Origin of the sequence: Flavobacterium ovatum, assembly GCF_040703125.1 — a bacterium.
Taxonomy (GTDB): Bacteria; Bacteroidota; Bacteroidia; order Flavobacteriales; family Flavobacteriaceae; genus Flavobacterium; species Flavobacterium ovatum.
In genome coordinates, this window is record NZ_CP160035.1 from 624863 (window position 1) to 643949 (window position 19087).

A 19087-nucleotide genomic window follows, 5' to 3' on the forward strand; every position below is an offset into this window, starting at 1 on the left:
ACAATAACACCAATAAGTTCTTATAAAACATAAACTTTATCTAAAATTTAGAATCTCCATTTCGAACTATAATTATTTAATTTATCTTTGATGCAATAAATAAATTACAATTATGGAATTTAAATCACGCAACCCGTTTTTAAATAATAAATCATTCTCTCCTACTTCAAAAGCAGAGCAAATACATGAAGCAACTGTAATTGGTCAAGATCAAGAAATGACCCTTGCTGGAACGATTAACAAAACGGCATTATTATTCTTATTACTTACAGCTTCGGCAATGGTGATTTGGTGGATGGCTTTTAATGGTATGAATCCGATTCTCCCTGCTATTGGTGGCGCAATTGTTGGTTTAGTATTAGTTGTTATTTCGGCTTTCAAACCACAATATTCTGGTTATTTAGCTCCTGGATACGCCTTATTTGAAGGTTTATTCATTGGTGGTATCTCCGCTATTTTTGAAGCACAATATCCTGGAATAGTAATTCAAGCTGTAGGAGCTACTTTTGCCACTTTCCTAGTATGTTTAGGATTGTACAAATTCAAAATTGTAAAAGTAACTGAGCAATTTAAATCGGTTGTGATTGCGGCTACTTTTGCTATTGCAACATATTACCTGATTTCTTGGGTAGTTTCAATGTTTACTAGTTTTCAACCAGTACACTACGGAAATTCTATGATGAGTATTGGAATAAGTGTATTTGTAATTATTATTGCTGCTTTGAACATTTTCTTAGATTTTGATAGAATCGAAAAAGGGGTCCAAGAAAAAATGCCAAAATACATGGAGTGGTTTGGCGCTATGGGATTAATGATAACACTTGTTTGGTTATACATTGAATTCCTAAGGTTACTTTCTAAACTTTCAAGCAAAGACTAATTTTGCCATTAACGGCACATCTATTATATACTAAATCCTTCTTTTTGAGAAGGATTTTTTTTTGTTTTAGTAGTTCCACTAATGCTTTCTAACTACAATTATATCAACCAAACTTGAAATCAAAACTTAAACTTCAACTGCACTGCTACAACCACTTTCTTTTCCGTGGTCTCCGTATTCAAGTTACTCATAGAAATACCAAGTAAACGTACCGAATCTTTCATTCGTTCTTGGTATAAAAGTTCTTGAACGGTTTCCAGGATCAATCCTTTATCGGCTATGAAATAAGGCAAGGTTTTAGAGCGGGTTTGTTGCGTGAAATCGCTGTATTTTATTTTAAGCGTTACCGTTTTGCCTGAAACGTTATTCTTCTTTAACCTTCGCTCTAAGGAAGCTGCTATCCCTTGCAATTTTTCCAACATAAAGATTTCGGAAGATAAATTTGTTTCAAAAGTATGTTCTGCTGCTACTGATTTTGATATACGATTTGATTTTACGGGACTGTTGTGAATTCCGCGAACCACGTTGTAATAAAAAGCACCTGACTTACCAAAGTGTTTTTCTAGAAATTCCAAAGATTTTGATTTTAAATCTAATCCTGTAAAAATACCCAATTGGTACATTTTCTCAGTAGTTACCTTCCCCACTCCGTAAAATTTCCGGATAGCCAACACTTCTAAAAAAGACTCGACCTCATCTGGATTTACAGTTTTTTGACCGTTGGGTTTGTTATAATCACTAGCAATCTTGGCAACAAATTTATTGATCGAAATTCCTGCCGATGCCGTCAAACCTACTTCGTTAAAAATACGAGTCCTAATTTCCTCTGCTAAAAGACTTGCACTGGGGTTTCCTTTTTTGTTTTGGGTGACGTCTAGATAGGCCTCGTCCAATGAGAGCGGTTCAATCAACTCGGTATAATCCTTGAAAATGGCTTGAATTTTTTTGGAGATTTCTTTGTAGCGCTCAAAACGAGGAGGAACAAAAATCAATTCGGGACAATTTCTCTTGGCTTGTAAACCACTGATGGCAGATCGTACTCCAAATTTCCGTGCTTCGTAACTTGCAGCAGCTACCACACCACGATTTTCGGATCCACCTACGGCAATGGGTTTTCCTCTTAATTCGGGATTATCAAATTGCTCTACAGAGGCAAAAAATGCATCCATATCAATGTGTATAATCTTTCTATTTAAGAGCGGCTCATCCATGTGACAAATTTAGCTAGGATTTTCTTTGAGATGTGAATTTGTTATTAAAATAATTTACTTTTGGAAACGGGCTAGCCCAGATGGTAGTGGTAGCCCCGAAGGCGAAAAGCTATTTTTTACGGGAGATGCAGAGCGACTAAAATAAGCTCCTGCAACGAACCTAGTAAAAAAGCTTTTGAACTGAGGGCTATAACGGACAGCTGGAATAAGCTCCTAATTAAACAAAGGTATGATGATTGAAATAGAACGCAAATTTTTAGTAACTTCTGAAGCATTCAAAAAAGAGGCATTTTCCGAAAAAAGAATTAAACAAGGTTATTTAAGCTCTGTTCCCGAAAGAACGGTTAGAGTTCGCACTAAAGGAGATCGTGGATTCTTGACCATTAAAGGCGCGTCAAATGAATCTGGACTGTCACGTTTTGAGTGGGAAAAAGAAATTACAGTAGAAGAGGCTGAGAATTTACTTTTATTATGCGAAAAGGGGACGATTGACAAGACACGTTTTGAGGTAAAAGTACACGGTCATGTTTATGAAATTGATGTGTTTTATGGAGAAAATAAAGGCTTGATTATGGCCGAAATTGAATTATTGTCCGAAACGCAGGCTTTTGAAAAACCATCTTGGCTGGGGCAAGAAGTAACGGGAGATAAACGATATTACAACTCGTATTTAAGTTGTAATCCTTATATTCATTGGTAGAAAACTAATCAATTACTTCTTCGATAGTTACAACCATAATACCAATTCCCTTATTTTTAGCAATTTCCATAAAACCTCTTCTGGTCAAATCAATTTCACGACCTCTGGAGAAGGGACCTCTATCAGTCACTTCAACGATTATCGATTTACCACTTGCTTGATTGGTTACTTTTAATTTAGTCCCAAAAGGAAGTTTTCTATGTGCTGCAGTATAGGAGTTATTATCAAATTTATCTCCACTTGCGGTTCGCCTCCCATTAAATTTATCATGATAATAGGAAGCATTCGCATCTTTTTTAAAAATTTTTAGCTTAAGGTGCGGTTCTTGACGAACAGTATCTTTAACAGTTTTTACGGAATCTCTAGAAACTGACGTTTTATGCAAAGAAGCTTTTAATTTCTCAACAATGGAACTTTGACTGGTGGCTAGTCCAATAATAGCTATTAAAAAAAATAGTGTTATCGATTTTCTCATTTTGATTTTTTTAATTATAATCTATTTTGCAAAAACCATACCCAGAGCTATAAATTTCTGAAATATGAAGTAAATTACTGCCTTACAACCATAAATTCCATGGTATTCTGCTCAAGATAAGCAACAATCCAATTCCATAAAAAATAGAAAATGTTTTAAATTTAGATTGACTAGTAATTAATTTTTTATGTTTAGACCATCCGATAGTGATTAAAGTTATAGCGATGATATTGATCAGTGGATGTTCAAGAGAAGTTAATCGCAACATTTTGTCAGACATTTGTCCAAGAGACGAAAATCCTAATGGAGATACGAAATACAATATCAATCCAAAAAGCAATTGAGTGTGTGTTCCAATCAACGCCATGATACCTACTTTTCTATCCCAAGGGGTAAATTCTTTTTTAGAAAATAAACCAATAGCTGAATTAACTACAGCTAAAACCAATAAAAAAAGAGCCAAATAAGCCCATCCCGAATGAAATTCTTTTAAGATATTGTACATAAATAATTATTTTTTAAAACAAATATAAACAAAAAAGTCATAAAAAAAAGCCTTAATGCTATAGAAGCATTAAGGCCTTTGAGATTTAACACCTCTTTAACGAGCTGTACTATTCTTACTTATTTTTTAAAAAATAATTCAACAAAAATGAAGTAGAACTGTCGTGATCTTTAACAGACTTAGTATTGATTTCCTCTAAAATAGAATTAGCCAATTGTTTACCTAATTCAACTCCCCATTGATCAAAACTGAAGATGTTCCAAATAATTCCTTGAACGAAAATTTTATGCTCGTACATAGCGATTAATGAACCTAATGTCCTTGGAGACAACTTTTCGATCAAAATTGTATTCGTAGGTTTGTTTCCTGTAAATACTTTGAATGGCAAAAGATAAGCAGCTGTAGCTGCATCTAGTCCTTGTTTATCAAATTCAGCTTGAACCTGAGCAGTTGTTTTTCCGTGCAAAAGTGCTTCCGTTTGAGCGAAGTAGTTAGACATTAATTTGTCATGATGATCTTCGTCTCCGTAAAGTGGTTTTACATATCCAATAAAATCCGAAGGAATTAATTTTGTTCCTTGGTGAATCAATTGAAAAAAGGCATGTTGTGCATTGGTTCCAGGTTCTCCCCAGATGATTGTTCCCGTTTGGTAATCTACCGGTTTCCCATCACGACCTACACTCTTACCATTACTTTCCATAGTACCTTGCTGTAAGTAAGGTGCTAATTTTTGCAAATATTGTGTGTAAGGAATTAGTGCTTCGCTTTCTGCTCCAAAAAAGTTATTGTACCAAACGCTTAATAACCCTAAAATCACAGGTGCATTTTGATCAAAATCGGTAGTTTTAAAATGGGTATCCATTTCGTTTGCACCTTCCAATAACTGTGCATAATTATCATAACCAACTGCTAGACTTATTGTTAAACCTACCGCACTCCATAAAGAAAAACGACCTCCAACCCAGTCCCACATTGGGAATACGTTGTCAGGATTGATTCCGAATGCCGTTACTTTTTCTAAATTGGTAGAAACCGCCACGAAATGTTTGGCAACATCTTCTTGCTTAGCCGATTCCAAGAACCATTTGCGAATTGTTTCTGAGTTCGTCAAAGTTTCTTGAGTCGTAAACGTTTTAGAAACAATAACAAAAAGTGTTGTTTCTGGATTTAATTTCTTGATGATCTCTTGCACATGATCCCCATCAACGTTAGAAACGAAATGAACATCTAGTTGATTTTTATAATATTTAAGTGCTTCAACCACCATTGCAGGCCCAAGATCAGATCCTCCAATACCGATGTTTACCACATCTGTAAAAGCTTTACCTGTATATCCTTTTCGCTGTCCCGAAACCACTTCATTGGTAAACGCTTTAATTTTTGCTTTTACTTCATACACTTCTGGAATTACATTTACTCCATTTACAGTAACAACTTCTGACTCTTTGGCTCTCAAAGCGGTGTGAAGTACAGCTCTGTCCTCGGTTTTGTTGATAATAGCACCATCAAAATAATCGGCTATCGCTTCTTTCAAGCCCATTTCGTTTGCTAATTCCAGCAGTAAAGCAATGGTTTCTTGGCTGATATTGTTTTTAGAATAATCAATTAAGAAATCATTCCATTGAATATTAAATTTTTCTGTCCTAGAAGTATCTCCTTTGAACATCTCTTGCATAGAAACGTTTTTAATTGCTTCAAAATGTTTTTGAAGTTTGCTCCAAGAGGCAGTTGTTGTTGGATTAATTGTTTGTAAAGCCATTTTTATTTAGTTCAAGTTTTTTAATGGTCGTAAAAATACTGAAAATACTTTAAACTGATTTAATTACACTAAGTTGTTTTATAAGGAGCAGAAAATTGGGTGGTTTCAGGCAATTGGTTTCCCGCATTCCGCTATATCTTGTGGGGGCAAAACCAAAGCCCCCACAAGGATGCCTCCCGAAACTTCGGGACAGTCGGGGCTAAAGAGCTATTATTGTTCTGAATTTGGGAAATTCCTTAAAAACCAAAAAAAGCACAACTCTCGCTGTACTTTGTAGATGACAAAACTAATTTAAATATGAGTAGAATCATATTCTTTAATTAAATTCTCTAATGCTGGTTTTCTTTCATAAAACAAATCATCCTTTGTGATTTCCAATAAATATTCATGAATTATTCTATATGATTCTTCGTTTTGAATTTTCCCTTTATTCAACAGGTCTTGAATAGCATTGATAGTAACCGAGTCACCGGACAAATCATCCTCAAACTTGTCTTTTAAAATTAACTCGAGTTGTTTACCATCATTCCGAGACAAACCTTTTGCCCAAGAATTCAAATCCCTAGATAAACTCTTCAAATCTTTTACTTTCTTGTTCTTATAAGCGTCGTTTACAACTGTTTCGAATTGCCTAATAATGGAGCCGTCTTTACTTTTCGAAAGTAAAAAATGAATGATTATTGTTGCTCTTTGATATAAATAATCGATTTCTTTTATCATTAACTTTTTCTTAAATTAAAATAGTATAAAACCCGCGTCTTCAAGTTCCTTAATTCGTATTTGAAGGTAAACACAAGAACTTACAATATCAAATATAGGATTTAATTGCAATTTTAAGTGAAGAATAAATTTTTCTATAAGTTCACATAATGACCAAAAAACACTGTTAACCCATATTAATCATTACTAATGAGTAATATCTATCATTACTAATGATAGACATGACCTTTGCAAAAATAAACCAACATAAAATTACGGCAAAGCAAACATTTGAGATAATAAAAAAGAGAACCATTATCCGAAGACCATGATTCTCTTTTACAATTAGGTTTAATTTATTTTACAAATTCCCTATGCTGTCCAATTCTCTCTTGAGCGGTTCTATAGTTTGTAAATACTTAGACTTATAAGTTCCTGTCATAGGTTCACCTGAAGGCAAATTTAACCTCAAAGCATCCACTTGAACACCATTTTTCCAAAAACGATAACATACGTGAGGACCAGTAGCTAACCCAGTGCTTCCCACCTTACCAATAACCTGACCTTGTGTAACTCTTTGCCCACGTCGCACTAAAATCTTAGACATGTGTAAATATTGAGTAGAATAAGTTCCGTTGTGTTTTACCTTGACATAATTCCCGTTTCCAGCGGTATAACCTGTCATTTCTACCACTCCAGAAGCAGTAGTAGTTATAGGTGTTCCAGTTGGTGCGGCATAATCCGTTCCTTTGTGTGCTTTCCATCGTTTCTGTACGGGGTGAAATCTATTACCTGAAAAACGTGAGGATATTCGACTGAATTTAATAGGTGTTTTTAGAAAGAAATTTTTCAGGGTTTTTCCGTCCTCGTCGTAAAATTCGACTTTGCCTGAAGAAGCATCTTTGATAAATGGAAATGCATAATTAATTTTCCCTTTATACTCGAAAAACATCCCTTGAAGCTCGTCAACGCCATTATATATAGAATCATTTACAAAACGTTCTGTAAATACGATTCCAAAACGATCTCCTTTTTTTAACTTAAAAAAGTCGATGGTCCAAGAATATACTTTAGTAATCTGACTTGCTAATCCAGCATCTACACCAGCCCTGTCAAGTGTTTCAGACAAGGATCCTTTTAAAACACCTCCAATACTTTTCTTTCTTATTGTAATAGGCCTCGTCTTTTTGTAGGCTACAATAACAGTATCTCTAAAATCAAAAACGTAATAATTTAAAGCATCTCGTTGATAAATAAAAACCTCTAGTTTATTAGTTTTATTTTTAGACCGGAGCATAGTATACGCTTTATTAGGCCTAATAACTCTAACGTCAAAAGTATCTTTTACACTTTGAACTATTTCATAAACCTTACGATCACCTATATTTTGTCTTTCTAGAATAGTTCCAAAAGTATCCCCCTTTTTAACTGTATCCTCAACAACATTAAAATCAGCATAGTTAAATCCAAAATCCGAATGCTCTAATTTAGGTTTTACTGTTTTTTTTATTTCTACTTTTTTTTCTGATTTATTGCAAGAGAATAGCGTAGTTAATACGATAATAATGGATACTAAATGCTTCAAACTTTGATTTCTTTTTTATATTTTTAATTTACTTTTCTTCTCCCCAATTTTCCAATTCCACTACAGACCATAACTCCGGAAAAAATATTCTCTTTTGATATTTAGGATGCATGTATTTTCTCCAGTCACTTCCTCCAGTAGCTTCACCATCACCTTGTCCACTTTGGTCAATGTATTTTATAGCTACTTTTAAATGTTGCATCACCCATGTGATATTTATAGTATAATCTAAATGTCTCATCGCTTCAATAAGCACTGAATTATTTTGATCATCAACTGAAAGTTGTTTGAATTTTCGCCAAATATTACAACTTTTATGTTCTTCCATAAAAGTTAAGAAAGTTGCTTTGTATTTCTTTTCAAATGACTCTAGAGTGAATGATTTTTTACCTGTTTGATGATCCTTTCCTGCGGCTTGCCAATACAATTTTTCAAAAACATCTTCTACAGACATCCTTTTATCAATTGTTTTTCTATATCTATAATCTACTAGATTAATCAAATCTGTAGAACTAAATTCAATCAAACGGTATTGAGCACTTTGGAATCCGCTGGCTGGCGTAAGTGTATTTCTAAATTTCATGTACTGTTCTACATCCATACCATTCTCCATAATACTGAATGAAGTAGTCAGCATATCAAAATAACGGCTTACTCTTTCCAGTCGTTCTGCAAAAAAATCAGCCTGGAGATTAGGAGTATTGGCTATTTGATCTATTTCCCAAAGTATCATTTTAAAAGTTAACTCGTTTACTTGATGGTATAGGATAAAAACCATTTCATCAGGTAAGGTTGTTCTTTGAACTTGCAAATTTAACAATGCATCAGTATGTATATAATCCCAATAAGTCATGGGTTTAGACCAAAGCAACCCTTCTAGTTGTGTATCTGTCTTTTGGTCTATAGCTTCGTATTTTAATTCTATATTTTTTAAAATAGTGCCCGTACTCTCCTTAATGTTCATTACATTTTTATTTTAAATGGATTGCTCAATCCCTTAAATGCTTCCAAATCTGCTTTTATTGAACCAACGGCTAAACTAGCCTTTATTCGGATAGGCAACCTATTGTCATCATCTGATATCCAAACAGTTAAGCTCTCTTGTTCCTTAAATATCCGACCTGATTGAACCAGTGGTCGAAACACCATTGTAGAAACGATTCCAAATTTAGTGGTAATATCTTCACGACCTACATACTTTAACTTAAATTTTGTGGTTTCATCATCAAAAAACATATCTATAACGATTGATTCTCCAATTTTCAATTTATCAATACCTGGATGATTTCTTAAGTAGTAAAAAGAAGATAAAATATCTTGGGTATTATTAGGGATAACAAACGTTTTCTCATTCTTGTTTTTATAATCTTTTACTAAGATTTTATTAGACGGTTGATTAAAAAAACCTTCTTGATTTTTCGTGTAACCACCCTCGTCTATTTTTCTTACAAAACGATATGGGTTCCCTGAATCTTTATCTATATAGCTTTCATATAAATCATCTACTTTAAAAAAGAAACGAGACATTCCAGTAGTGTAACCTTTTCCAATGACGTGGAATGCTTTTTTATTATCTATCACAGCATCTTGAACCTCAAGTGTTGCGTATCCTGCATTTACAAAGCCGTAATGGATTCGAAATTTAAACCATTCTCCTGGTCCAAAAGCATCATCATTGCGAGAATCAAAACCAAAGATGGAAATCAATATTAAGAAGAGTACTAATTTTTTCATAACTTACTTTATTTATTGATTAGGAATACAAAATTTGTTCCAAATATATTAAAACATAAAAACTCAGTCAAATAATGACTGAGTTTTTATACTATTAACTAACCAAAAAACTATAAATTATGAAATTTATATCAAATAGGAAGGAAACCACCCCCTCCGTTTTGTGATTACAAAGTTAAGCAAGAACATTGAATATTTTACATCAAAACCCGTAATTCTAATACGATTTATGAAGTTGCTTCATAAAAACGGTTATTTTTTTACATATTACAAAAAAACAGGTTTTTTTATATTATCCTTATAATTATAACTTAAAAGTTTTACGATAAAAAAAACAGCAAAAAGAACAATTTGTTAGATTTTGTGTCTAGTCCTAAATAAACGATACAGATTATTAGACTAAAAATAATTAATTAAACACTTGCAAGAACTTTTTTGCAAGTGTTTTTTGTTTTATATGTTCTCATTTTAATTTGATTCTGCAAGTGCATTTGATTTGGTGTTAGCATATAATTAGAATAATGTGGTCGTAATTCGTTATATATATCAACTGATTCTTTTACGATTTTCTTCATAATTTTCAAATCTAGATTATATTTATCAATCATAAATTCCTGTTTTAGAATTCCATTTATTCTTTCAGCGACCGCATTTTCATATGGATCAGAGTTCTGTGTCATACTTGGCAATATTCCATTTTTACTTAGGATGTTTTGGTAATCATTGGCACAATATTGCAATCCTCTGTCTGAATGATGAATCAAAGGTACTTCCTTGTTTTTTCTTTGCTGTATAGCCATCTTTAGGGCTATAACACTGCTTTCGGTGTTCATATTGTTAGCAACATAATAACCCACTATCTTTTTAGAATAAGCATCAGTAACGATACTTAAATAACACGGTTTATCTCTTTTCCCAATGTATGTTATATCAGAAACCCAAACCTGATCGGGTCTATTTATTTCTAAATCTAGAATTTTATTTTGGTGTTTTCTAAAGCGATGATGTGAATTAGTTGTAATGTGATAACTGCGTTTTGGTTGGATTAATAAGTGATTAGCTCTGAGTATATCAAATAATTTATCTCTACCAATTTTCATTGGTTTAAGCTCGTCCAATAACAAAAGATATGATTTCTTAGTGCCTAATCTAGGCATTGATTTTCTTATATCCATAACCAATGAAACCGCTTGAATTGCTTTAGATTCTTTGATAACTTTCCTTTTAATTCTACGATAATAAACCTGTCTGTCTACCCCGAACAAATTACAGGCGAACATTATTGTTTGCTGTTCTTTTTGTTTAAAATGGTCGATTGTTCGGGTGATGAGTTTTTTCGGATATCAATTTGATATTCTTTCTCGGCTATTTCAATCATCATATCAAAAATGATTGCTTTTTTATCCGCAACAAAGGCTTGTTGTTCCAAAAAGGACTTCTGCTTCTCTAGAAGTTTTACTTTGGCTTCAAGCTCCATTATCTTTTGTTCTGGTGACTTTGACATAGTAAATGGTGTTTGGTTCTCCCAATCAAAGTTACCAAATTTCTTGAGCCAATTGACTACAGTTTTTCTACATTGAATTTCATACTTTTTTGTAGCAGCTGTTGCCGTAAGATGTCCTCGTTCAATTTCTTGGACAATTTGCAATTTAAAAGACATTGAGTAATCTTTTTGCGTTCGCTTAACATAGCGTGTTTCTTCATGTTTTTCCATAAGGATACTTTTTGTGTATCGCTATTTCAGGACGGGACATTGATTTAAAATAAAAACCCAATGCTTATCCAAGAGAACCCTTTTGCGTTATCTGGTGACCAAGAGTGCTTAATTTCGATTGGACCAATAATAGTTTCTAGCCCATAACCAATTGCATAACCTGAATATTTAGGCACCGAAACCCAGTCATTAATGTTCTTGAAAATTTTATTGCCCAAGTTGGCATAATTAGCAGCAAAGTTAAAATGATTGTTTTTATAAAACTCATAATCCAAATTAACCGTTGATTTTATATAACTATTAGCCCCTAAACTTAAAAAATCATAGCCATAAAACGGCCTAAAGTTATTGATTGGATTAAATCCATAGCCACCTAAAACAAAATTTAAAAAAGGCACACTTTTATCTCCTACTGAAAAACCCGCTTCATTTCTAATTGTTACCGTGAAATTATTGCAAATAGATATTGCTCCCCCAAAATCTCCTTTCATTATTGTAAATGGATTGAAGGCATTTGTATAATCAGAAGACCATAAATAGGTATTAATGTCTCCTGAAAAATACCATCCTTTTTTTGGAAAATGTTTATCATCAAGATTGTCAACTTTAAGGTAACCAAAAGCACTTAAATAAGTGCTATTATCTAATACTGGATTCACATTGGACAAGGTTTCTGATTTTATTTTTAAATATTTTAACTCCAGACCACCTCCCATTAAAATTTTTTGCAAAAACCAAGATTGAAAATAAACCTGATTGGTTATATCCTTAAAATCTACATTTACGGTATTTGTTCCTAAAAAGGCAAAATCTAAACTCCCCTGAGTATTGGTTACATTACGGTTAAACTGATTGAACTGCGATTTAAAACCTACATTAAAATTATATCCATCCTCTATATAGTAGTCAAAATTATAACGCACGTTGTCCCCTAGTACGATATCTAGAGAGGCAATATCATTTTTAAAAAAACGTTTCTTTTGCGTTACATTAATTAAAACTGCACTTTTAAACAACTCATCATAATGTAAACCAAATTTCAGAAGTGATTTAATAGGCTGTTCCTTCAATACTAGATTTAAATCATCGCCTCCTTCAATATTAGGAGTCAAAAAATAATCAATACTGCTAAAATTATGAGTGGCATCAATATTATTAACTCCTTGCTCTAGTTGTTTATACGTTATTTCAGTATCTGCCTTAAAACGTAATTTTCCCGTAATATATTCTTTGGTATAATTATCTAACTCATTGCAATTAATCTTCTGAATTTTAAGTTTCTCCTGTTTTACATTCAAAGGAGGCTTTATATATTCATTATTCTCGTCAACTAAAGCCTTTAATTTTTCATATACTGAAAAAGCAGCTTCTTCCCCTTTTTTTACAATTTCATCACCTAAGTCAAATGAAATCACCCCATAATCTTTTATATCAGGTTTAATGTAAATATCTGTTTTTAGTACATTCCTCTTCATTTTTTCAATAGAATGGAGATTGGTGATCTGAACCAATATGCGTGTTGCGTCATTTAAAGCTTTTTTATCTAATAAATCATTTTGTACGTCGACACCAATAATAATATCCGCACCTAAAGCCTTTATTTCGTCAATTGGGTAATTATTAGTTACCCCTCCATCTATTAACAATTCTCCATTTAATTCTATTGGAGAAAATAAAGATGGAAATGCAGCGCTAATAATCATGGCTTGCGCTAAATTACCTTTATCCAAGATAACCTGTTTCCCTGTTTCAATATTAGAACCTATACATAAAAAAGGGGTAGGTAACTCATTAAAATCCCTAACATACCTTACTCCTCTTGTCAATTTACTTAATAAATTAAAATTGTAAAGTCCTTTAGAAAGTGCTTCTGGAATCCCGATTCTAAATTTATCAAAAGGCAACACTAAAGCATACCGTTCATCATTCTGTTTTTCGTAAAAATTCTTTGACGACCTCGGAATATAATCACTTAATAATTCATCAAAATTAGTTGCTTTAAATATCGAATCTAATTGAGCCGCATTATAACCTGTAGCATATAGTCCACCCACGATGGCCCCCATACTTGTACCTCCTATATAATCAACTTTTACTCCTGCCTCTTCGAGTACTTTTAATACCCCAATATGAGCAAAACCCTTTGCTCCACCACCACTCAAAACCAAACCCACTTTGGGTCTTTTTTGTTCTTGAGCTACAAGCTGAAAACCAGCAAGAAGTAATAGAATAAGAGTGATATATCTTTGCATATATAATAATCGGGTTTTCATAAATTCCATTTCTAATAATTAGCTGGGCTCTTGTTCCATTTTTGATTTGTAAAATTCGACAATTTTTTTGGCTTTTGACACTCCAATAACATCCGAAATTTCTTTTTCAGTCACCAACTGCAATCTTTTAACACTTTTGAAGTGCTGAATCAAAGTAAGCATCGTTTTCTCGCCAATTCCTGGTATGGATTCTATCGAAGAATTCAGTGCTTCTTTACTTCGTCGGTCTCTGTGATGAGTGATTCCAAAACGGTGGGCTTCATTTCGCAATTGCTGGATAACCTTCAAAGTCTCTGACTTTTTATCTAAATACAAAGGCACCGAGTCTCCAGGATAAAATAATTCTTCCAATCTTTTCGCAATACCAATTATGGCAATTTTTCCTCTCAACTCTAACGCATCCAAACTTTTCAAAGCCGATGATAATTGTCCTTTTCCACCATCAATAATAATCAAGTTTGGCAAAGGTTCGTTTTCGTCCAGCAAGCGTTTGTAACGGCGGTACACCACTTCTTCCATCGAAGCAAAATCATCCGGTCCCACGACTGTTTTGATATTGAAATGTCGGTAATCTTTCTTACTTGCTTTTCCATCCTTAAAAACCACACAAGCCGCAACGGGATTCGTTCCCTGAATATTCGAGTTGTCAAAACACTCAATATGTCTCGGTTCTACAGGCAATCGCAAGTCTTTTTGCATTTGCGCCATAATTCGATTGGTATGACGATCGGGGTCTACAATTTGCAGTTGTTTCAACTGTTCTATTCTATAAAACTTAGCATTACGGATAGACAAATCCAAAATCTGCTTTTTATCTCCCAATTGCGGAACGGTCACTTTGAGACTTTCTCCCAAATCAACAGCAAAAGGCACAATCACTTCTCTAGACAGTAATTTGAAACGATTCCGGAGTTCGATAATCGCCAATTCTAGCAATTCTTCATCTGTTTCGTCCAATTTCTTTTTAATTTCCATGGTATGCGAACGAATAATAGCACCATGCGAAATCTGTAAAAAATTCACATAAGCCGCTCCTTCATCAGAAACAATAGAGAACACATCTATATTGGTAATCTTTGGGTTTATAATCGTAGATCGGGATTGATAATTCTCTAGTATCTCAATTTTTTCTTTGATTTTTTGAGCTTCTTCAAAATGCATATTTTGCGCCAAATCCATCATCACCTTCTTGAAATCTTTCAAACTACTCTTGAAATTCCCTTTCAAAATATCCCGGATAGCATCTACTTGTTTTTGGTATTCTTCAAGTGGTTCATGTCCTTCACAAGGCCCTTTGCAATTGCCAATATGATATTCCAAACAAACCTTAAACTTACCCGAATCAATATTCGATTGACTCAAATCAAAATTGCAGGTTCGCAACGGATAAAGTTCTTTGATCAATTCCAAAATCGTACTCACGGTCTTAAAACTCGTATAAGGACCAAAATACTCCGAACCATCTTTGACCATTCTTCGAGTGGCAAAAATTCTCGAAAAAGGTTCTTTTTTTATACAAATCCAAGGGTAACTCTTATCATCACGCAACAATACATTGTATCGAGGTTGTAGTGTTTTAATCAAATTATTTTCCAACAACAGCGCATCGGTTTCTGTAGGTACTACAATGTGCTTGATGGTCACAATTTTCTTGACCAAAACATTTGTTTTGGCACTATCATGAACTTTATTAAAATAAGACGAAACTCGCTTTTTTAAGTTTTTGGCCTTACCCACATATAAAATCTTCCCGTCTTTATCGTAGTATTGGTAGACACCTGGCCCATCTGGCAAAGTTTGTATTTGAAGTTCAAGAGGCGGGATTGACATTTTTTGATTGCAGATTGTTGATTAACGATTTTTGATTGCAGATTTCGTTGGAGTGGATCTTTGATTTTTTAAAATTAAAAAATTAGCCACATATTAAACGTATTTTACAGATTTTTGTCAAACAAATTTACAAATAACATTTTTCTAAAACGAAAAACTGCTCATAACTTATAATTCATCACTTATAATTTATATTTTTAAACTTTATTTAAAACATGAAGCAACACAAACAGTTAATTATACTAGGAGAAACCATTTTGCCTGGCCAAAGCAAAACCATCGATATGGAAATTGCCAAATTGCACAATGCTGCCCGACTAAAAATCCCAGTCATCATTCAGCGATCCAAAATCGATGGACCAACCGTACTTTTTTCGGCAGGTATTCATGGCGACGAAATCAACGGTATCGAAATCGTACGCCAAATCATCACTCAAAAAATTAACAAACCCAAACGAGGAACCATTATTTGTATTCCTATCATCAACATGTTTGGTTATATCAATATGTCCCGCCAATTTCCAGACGGACGTGATTTGAATCGTGTATTTCCTGGAAGTAAAAAAGGATCTCTTGCTAGTAGATTCGCGCACCACATTCTAACTGAAATAATACCACACGTGGATTATGCAGTTGATTTTCATGCCGGTGGAGCTAGTCGTTTCAACGCACCGCAAATCCGATTGGTACCTGATAATGAAGAACTCAAACAATTGGCCGATATATTCAACGCTCCCTTTACTTTGTTTTCCAAAAATATTTCGGGTACATTTCGAAATGCTTGTCAAAAAAGCCAAGTAAAAATGCTGCTATTCGAGGGTGGAAAATCATTAGACATCAATGATGATGTTGCACAATCAGGAATAGAAGGTGTCAAGCGATTTTTATCTTTCCTAGAAATGCTAGACCCAAAACAAAACATTGAGCTAAAAGAAACCGAAAGCATTTACATCAAAAAATCAGTGTGGTTGCGTGCTAATTGCTCGGGAATGCTTCACGACCACAACAAAATTGGGCAATTTGTCAAAAAAGGGGATCTCCTTGCGACCATCACCGACCCTTTTGGCAAGTTTGAGCAAAAAGTAAAAGCGCCCAACGATGGTTACATCATCAATGCCAACCATTCGCCAATTGTTTATCAAGGAGATGCAGTGTATCATATTTCCAAAAGTTTGTATAATGAGCCAGAATAAAAAAGCGTTACGTACCAAATACAAAACACTTAGACAAAACCTCACTACAGAGCAAGTCGAAGAAATGAGTTTGGCGATTGCCAATAAACTAATCGCTTTTCCTATTTGGGACAAAACCTATTTTCATGTTTTCCTACCCATAATGGAACATAATGAAGTCGATACTGAGTTAATTTTACACCTACTTTCTGGTAAAGACAAAGAAATTGTAATCTCCAAAGCCGATTTCGAAACTCGCGGAATGACACATTATCTATTAACAGACAACACCCAAATTAAGAAAAACGAATATAACATTCCAGAACCTTTGGACGGATTAGAAGTGCCTTCCTCCAAAATTGACGTTGTTTTTATTCCCTTATTAGCCTTTGACCAAAAAGGAAATCGAGTGGGCTACGGCAAAGGTTTTTACGATAAATTCTTAGCTGAGTGCAAACCAGAAACTATCAAAATCGGACTGTCTTTCTTTGCTGCAGAAACAGTTATTGAAGATGTTTTTGAATCTGATATTGCTTTGGATTATTGTGTGACTCCAGAGAAGGTTTATGAATTTTAAATAAAGTCAACTTTCCAAAAAACGAATATTTGGAACGCAGATGACGCGGATTCGCTATCGTGAGAACACAGATAAAACGAAAAAATCTACAAATACAAAACAATATTAGCTCTTTGAGCCCCGATTGCAGCGATATCCTTGTGGGGCGGGCGTTTATGCCCCACAAGATATAGCGGAAAGCGGGAACCCATATTACCTGAAACTGACAAATGTTTTGCTCCTTAGAAAATACTAAAAGAAAATACTTATCTTTGAAATACTAAAATCAAGGAACTTATGGACATGCAATTGACAAAAATGGAATTGATTGAAATGCTTTTGAACACTAAAAAAGAATCCGTTTTAAATAAAATAAAAGCAATTTTAGAATCAGAACAAGAACAGCTTGCCGAAGGTGATTACAAAATCTTGGAAACTCGTAGAGAAAATCATTTACAAGGAAAAAGCAAATCTTATACTTGGGACGAAGTCAGAAAGAATCTCGCTTCTTAATCCATGAAATACACATTAAAAATCAAAGAAGAAGCTTACTTAGATATTAAGGAAGCATATGATTATTATGAAGAGAATAGAAAAGGACTCGGAGAACGATTTCTGGATACTTTAGAGCTTTATTTAGAACGTGTGACAGTCTATCCTGAGCATTATCAGATAAAGAAAAGTCCATTTAGAGAAGTATTTATCAAAGATTTCCCTTATTTAATCATTTACGAAATTGAAGAGTACAAAATTATAGTTTACGCAGTATTTTGTACACATAAAAATCCAAAAAAGAAACCAAAGTAATAGAAACACCCTCGAGAAATCAGCGGTTTTTTTGTACTGAATTCAGACCACAAAAAAACGGACAAGTATTAAACTTGCCCGTTCTATAAATTTTTAAAAATGTATTTCTAGTAATCTTCTTTATGAAAAGCTTTTTTGTTGAAAACGATTAATATTCCAACCCCTGTTGAGATAGCGACATCGGCAATATTGAAGATCGCGTTGAAGAAAGTAAATTCTCTTCCGCCCCAGATAGGCAACCAATCAGGTAAATATCCGTGCCAAAAAGGGAAATAAAACATATCGACTACTTTTCCGTGGAAGTATTTTCCATAAGGCTGATCGGTGAAAATAGTCGCTAATTGCGAGTGACTTTCGTCGAAAATAGCCCCGTAAAAAACAGAATCAATTATATTCCCTAAAGCGCCTGCAAAAATCAATGCAATCGCTATAACCAGGTAATTTGAACTGTGTTTGCGCTCTACCGAATCCCATAACCAGTAACCGATTCCTCCTACTGCAAAAATTCTGAAAACGGTCAAAAACAATTTTCCGTATTCACCAGGAATTTTAGTTCCCCAAGCCATTCCTTCATTTTCGACAAAAAGGATTTTACACCAGTTGAAAATTTCTACTTCTTCTCCGAGAATGAAATTGGTTTTTATATAGATTTTTGAAACCTGATCGACCATTAATATTAAGAATATTAATAGATACGCTTTAAGTAGTGACATTATAATTTTTTTAAGTGCGTAAAAATACTCTTTTTATCAAAAAAAACGCTCCCAAAGGAGCGTTAAATAATGCTGTAAGAAACTAATTAACGTTGTAAGTTTTTGGCCTCGATACTCATGGTTGCATGAGGAACGATTTTCAATCTTTCTTTCCCGATTAATTTTCCTGTTACTTTACAAACTCCGTAAGTTTTGTTTTCTACACGGAATAATGCGTTTTTCAAGTCGCGAATAAACTTCTCTTGACGAATAGCCAATTGAGAGTTTGCTTCTTTGGACATGCTTTCACTACCTTCTTCAAATGCTTTGAATGTTGGAGAGGTATCGTCTGTTCCATTATTCAAATCATTCATATAAGCACTTTTGATTAAATTCAAATCTGCTTGTGCTTTTTCTATCTTGTTTAAAATAATTACTTTGAACTCCGCTAAATCAGCGTCTGAGTATCGTGTAGCTTCATCTGTCATAACCCTA

Annotated in this window: 20 protein-coding genes; 6 read left to right on the plus strand and 14 right to left on the minus strand. The window is 33.8% G+C overall.

Annotation, left to right across the window (positions count from 1 at the left end):
• The first annotated feature begins 112 nt into the window (after positions 1-112).
• The gene (locus ABZP37_RS02785; RefSeq protein ID WP_366185436.1) at positions 113-880 is read left to right on the plus strand and encodes a Bax inhibitor-1/YccA family protein; all 768 of its coding nucleotides are present in this window, start codon (positions 113-115) and stop codon (positions 878-880) included.
• A gap of 119 nt (positions 881-999) precedes the next feature.
• Here ABZP37_RS02785 and dinB read toward each other — a convergent pair whose 3' ends face one another.
• Positions 1000-2091: a DNA polymerase IV gene (gene dinB, locus ABZP37_RS02790; RefSeq protein WP_366185438.1), complete on the minus strand. Its 1092-nt coding sequence runs from the start codon at positions 2089-2091 to the stop codon at positions 1000-1002.
• Between the two features lie 229 nt (positions 2092-2320).
• Between dinB and ABZP37_RS02795 the strand changes: the two genes are divergently transcribed.
• Complete coding sequence (locus tag ABZP37_RS02795; RefSeq protein WP_366185440.1) at positions 2321-2791, plus strand: CYTH domain-containing protein; 471 nt, start codon at positions 2321-2323, stop codon at positions 2789-2791.
• A gap of 4 nt (positions 2792-2795) precedes the next feature.
• Here ABZP37_RS02795 and ABZP37_RS02800 read toward each other — a convergent pair whose 3' ends face one another.
• From ABZP37_RS02800 to uvrC, 11 genes are all read right to left on the minus strand, one after another.
• Positions 2796-3266: a septal ring lytic transglycosylase RlpA family protein gene (locus ABZP37_RS02800; RefSeq protein WP_366185442.1), complete on the minus strand. Its 471-nt coding sequence runs from the start codon at positions 3264-3266 to the stop codon at positions 2796-2798.
• Positions 3267-3348: 82 nt separating this feature from the next.
• Positions 3349-3771: a hypothetical protein gene (locus tag ABZP37_RS02805; RefSeq protein ID WP_366185444.1), complete on the minus strand. Its 423-nt coding sequence runs from the start codon at positions 3769-3771 to the stop codon at positions 3349-3351.
• Between the two features lie 115 nt (positions 3772-3886).
• Positions 3887-5530, minus strand: coding sequence for a glucose-6-phosphate isomerase (pgi, locus tag ABZP37_RS02810; RefSeq protein WP_366185446.1), 1644 nt, complete (start codon positions 5528-5530; stop codon positions 3887-3889).
• 291 nt (positions 5531-5821) lie between these two features.
• A complete protein-coding gene (locus tag ABZP37_RS02815) occupies positions 5822-6250 on the minus strand; it encodes a hypothetical protein (RefSeq protein ID WP_366185448.1) in 429 nt (142 codons plus the stop codon).
• A 340-nt stretch (positions 6251-6590) separates the two neighbouring features.
• Complete coding sequence (locus ABZP37_RS02820; protein WP_366185450.1) at positions 6591-7814, minus strand: peptidoglycan DD-metalloendopeptidase family protein; 1224 nt, start codon at positions 7812-7814, stop codon at positions 6591-6593.
• Between the two features lie 28 nt (positions 7815-7842).
• Positions 7843-8778 (minus strand): tryptophan 2,3-dioxygenase family protein, encoded by a 936-nt coding sequence (locus ABZP37_RS02825; RefSeq protein WP_366185452.1) that lies wholly within the window; start codon positions 8776-8778, stop codon positions 7843-7845.
• The gene (locus ABZP37_RS02830) at positions 8778-9548 is read right to left on the minus strand and encodes a DUF3108 domain-containing protein (protein WP_366185454.1); all 771 of its coding nucleotides are present in this window, start codon (positions 9546-9548) and stop codon (positions 8778-8780) included. The genes ABZP37_RS02825 and ABZP37_RS02830 overlap by 1 nt, the downstream gene beginning before the upstream one ends.
• Before the next feature lie 413 nt (positions 9549-9961).
• Positions 9962-10828 (minus strand): IS3 family transposase, encoded by an 867-nt coding sequence (locus tag ABZP37_RS02835; protein WP_366183702.1) that lies wholly within the window; start codon positions 10826-10828, stop codon positions 9962-9964.
• Entirely contained in the window at positions 10828-11262 is a 435-nt protein-coding gene (locus ABZP37_RS02840) for a hypothetical protein (RefSeq protein WP_366182920.1), read from the minus strand. The genes ABZP37_RS02835 and ABZP37_RS02840 overlap by 1 nt, the downstream gene beginning before the upstream one ends.
• A gap of 44 nt (positions 11263-11306) precedes the next feature.
• Entirely contained in the window at positions 11307-13535 is a 2229-nt protein-coding gene (locus tag ABZP37_RS02845; protein WP_366185456.1) for a patatin-like phospholipase family protein, read from the minus strand.
• 18 nt (positions 13536-13553) lie between these two features.
• Positions 13554-15365 carry an excinuclease ABC subunit UvrC gene (uvrC, locus tag ABZP37_RS02850; protein ID WP_366185457.1) on the minus strand — a complete coding sequence of 604 codons (1812 nt, stop codon included), beginning with the start codon at positions 15363-15365 and terminating at the stop codon, positions 13554-13556.
• Between the two features lie 215 nt (positions 15366-15580).
• Here uvrC and ABZP37_RS02855 point away from each other — a divergent pair, with 215 nt between their 5' ends.
• The 4 genes from ABZP37_RS02855 (at position 15581) to ABZP37_RS02870 (ending at position 17900) form a co-directional block, all read left to right on the plus strand.
• Positions 15581-16558 (plus strand): succinylglutamate desuccinylase/aspartoacylase family protein, encoded by a 978-nt coding sequence (locus ABZP37_RS02855; RefSeq protein WP_366185459.1) that lies wholly within the window; start codon positions 15581-15583, stop codon positions 16556-16558.
• Positions 16545-17114 (plus strand): 5-formyltetrahydrofolate cyclo-ligase, encoded by a 570-nt coding sequence (locus tag ABZP37_RS02860; protein WP_366185460.1) that lies wholly within the window; start codon positions 16545-16547, stop codon positions 17112-17114. Before ABZP37_RS02855 ends, ABZP37_RS02860 begins: the two co-directional genes overlap by 14 nt.
• A 276-nt stretch (positions 17115-17390) precedes the next feature.
• Complete coding sequence (locus ABZP37_RS02865) at positions 17391-17606, plus strand: hypothetical protein (RefSeq protein WP_366185462.1); 216 nt, start codon at positions 17391-17393, stop codon at positions 17604-17606.
• Positions 17607-17609: 3 nt separating this feature from the next.
• Entirely contained in the window at positions 17610-17900 is a 291-nt protein-coding gene (locus ABZP37_RS02870) for a type II toxin-antitoxin system RelE/ParE family toxin (RefSeq protein ID WP_366185464.1), read from the plus strand.
• Between the two features lie 107 nt (positions 17901-18007).
• Here ABZP37_RS02870 and ABZP37_RS02875 read toward each other — a convergent pair whose 3' ends face one another.
• Positions 18008-18613: a lipoprotein signal peptidase gene (locus ABZP37_RS02875; RefSeq protein ID WP_366185465.1), complete on the minus strand. Its 606-nt coding sequence runs from the start codon at positions 18611-18613 to the stop codon at positions 18008-18010.
• A gap of 86 nt (positions 18614-18699) precedes the next feature.
• The gene (locus ABZP37_RS02880) at positions 18700-19080 is read right to left on the minus strand and encodes a TraR/DksA C4-type zinc finger protein (RefSeq protein WP_366185466.1); all 381 of its coding nucleotides are present in this window, start codon (positions 19078-19080) and stop codon (positions 18700-18702) included.
• Positions 19081-19087 lie beyond the last annotated feature (7 nt).

Excerpts from the sequence above, each read along its gene's own strand:
- ABZP37_RS02785 (WP_366185436.1), top strand. The coding sequence starts at position 113 with ATGGAATTTAAATCACGCAACCCGTTTTTAAATAATAAATCATTCTCT.
- dinB (WP_366185438.1), bottom strand. The coding sequence starts at position 2,091 with ATGGATGAGCCGCTCTTAAATAGAAAGATTATACACATTGATATGGAT.
- ABZP37_RS02795 (WP_366185440.1), top strand. The coding sequence starts at position 2,321 with ATGATGATTGAAATAGAACGCAAATTTTTAGTAACTTCTGAAGCATTC.
- ABZP37_RS02800 (WP_366185442.1), bottom strand. The coding sequence starts at position 3,266 with ATGAGAAAATCGATAACACTATTTTTTTTAATAGCTATTATTGGACTA.
- ABZP37_RS02805 (WP_366185444.1), bottom strand. The coding sequence starts at position 3,771 with ATGTACAATATCTTAAAAGAATTTCATTCGGGATGGGCTTATTTGGCT.
- pgi (WP_366185446.1), bottom strand. The coding sequence starts at position 5,530 with ATGGCTTTACAAACAATTAATCCAACAACAACTGCCTCTTGGAGCAAA.
- ABZP37_RS02815 (WP_366185448.1), bottom strand. The coding sequence starts at position 6,250 with ATGATAAAAGAAATCGATTATTTATATCAAAGAGCAACAATAATCATT.
- ABZP37_RS02825 (WP_366185452.1), bottom strand. The coding sequence starts at position 8,778 with ATGAACATTAAGGAGAGTACGGGCACTATTTTAAAAAATATAGAATTA.
- ABZP37_RS02830 (WP_366185454.1), bottom strand. The coding sequence starts at position 9,548 with ATGAAAAAATTAGTACTCTTCTTAATATTGATTTCCATCTTTGGTTTT.
- ABZP37_RS02835 (WP_366183702.1), bottom strand. The coding sequence starts at position 10,828 with ATGTTCGCCTGTAATTTGTTCGGGGTAGACAGACAGGTTTATTATCGT.
- ABZP37_RS02840 (WP_366182920.1), bottom strand. The coding sequence starts at position 11,262 with ATGGAAAAACATGAAGAAACACGCTATGTTAAGCGAACGCAAAAAGAT.
- ABZP37_RS02845 (WP_366185456.1), bottom strand. The coding sequence starts at position 13,535 with ATGAAAACCCGATTATTATATATGCAAAGATATATCACTCTTATTCTA.
- uvrC (WP_366185457.1), bottom strand. The coding sequence starts at position 15,365 with ATGTCAATCCCGCCTCTTGAACTTCAAATACAAACTTTGCCAGATGGG.
- ABZP37_RS02855 (WP_366185459.1), top strand. The coding sequence starts at position 15,581 with ATGAAGCAACACAAACAGTTAATTATACTAGGAGAAACCATTTTGCCT.
- ABZP37_RS02860 (WP_366185460.1), top strand. The coding sequence starts at position 16,545 with ATGAGCCAGAATAAAAAAGCGTTACGTACCAAATACAAAACACTTAGA.
- ABZP37_RS02865 (WP_366185462.1), top strand. The coding sequence starts at position 17,391 with ATGGACATGCAATTGACAAAAATGGAATTGATTGAAATGCTTTTGAAC.
- ABZP37_RS02870 (WP_366185464.1), top strand. The coding sequence starts at position 17,610 with ATGAAATACACATTAAAAATCAAAGAAGAAGCTTACTTAGATATTAAG.
- ABZP37_RS02875 (WP_366185465.1), bottom strand. The coding sequence starts at position 18,613 with ATGTCACTACTTAAAGCGTATCTATTAATATTCTTAATATTAATGGTC.
- ABZP37_RS02880 (WP_366185466.1), bottom strand. The coding sequence starts at position 19,080 with ATGACAGATGAAGCTACACGATACTCAGACGCTGATTTAGCGGAGTTC.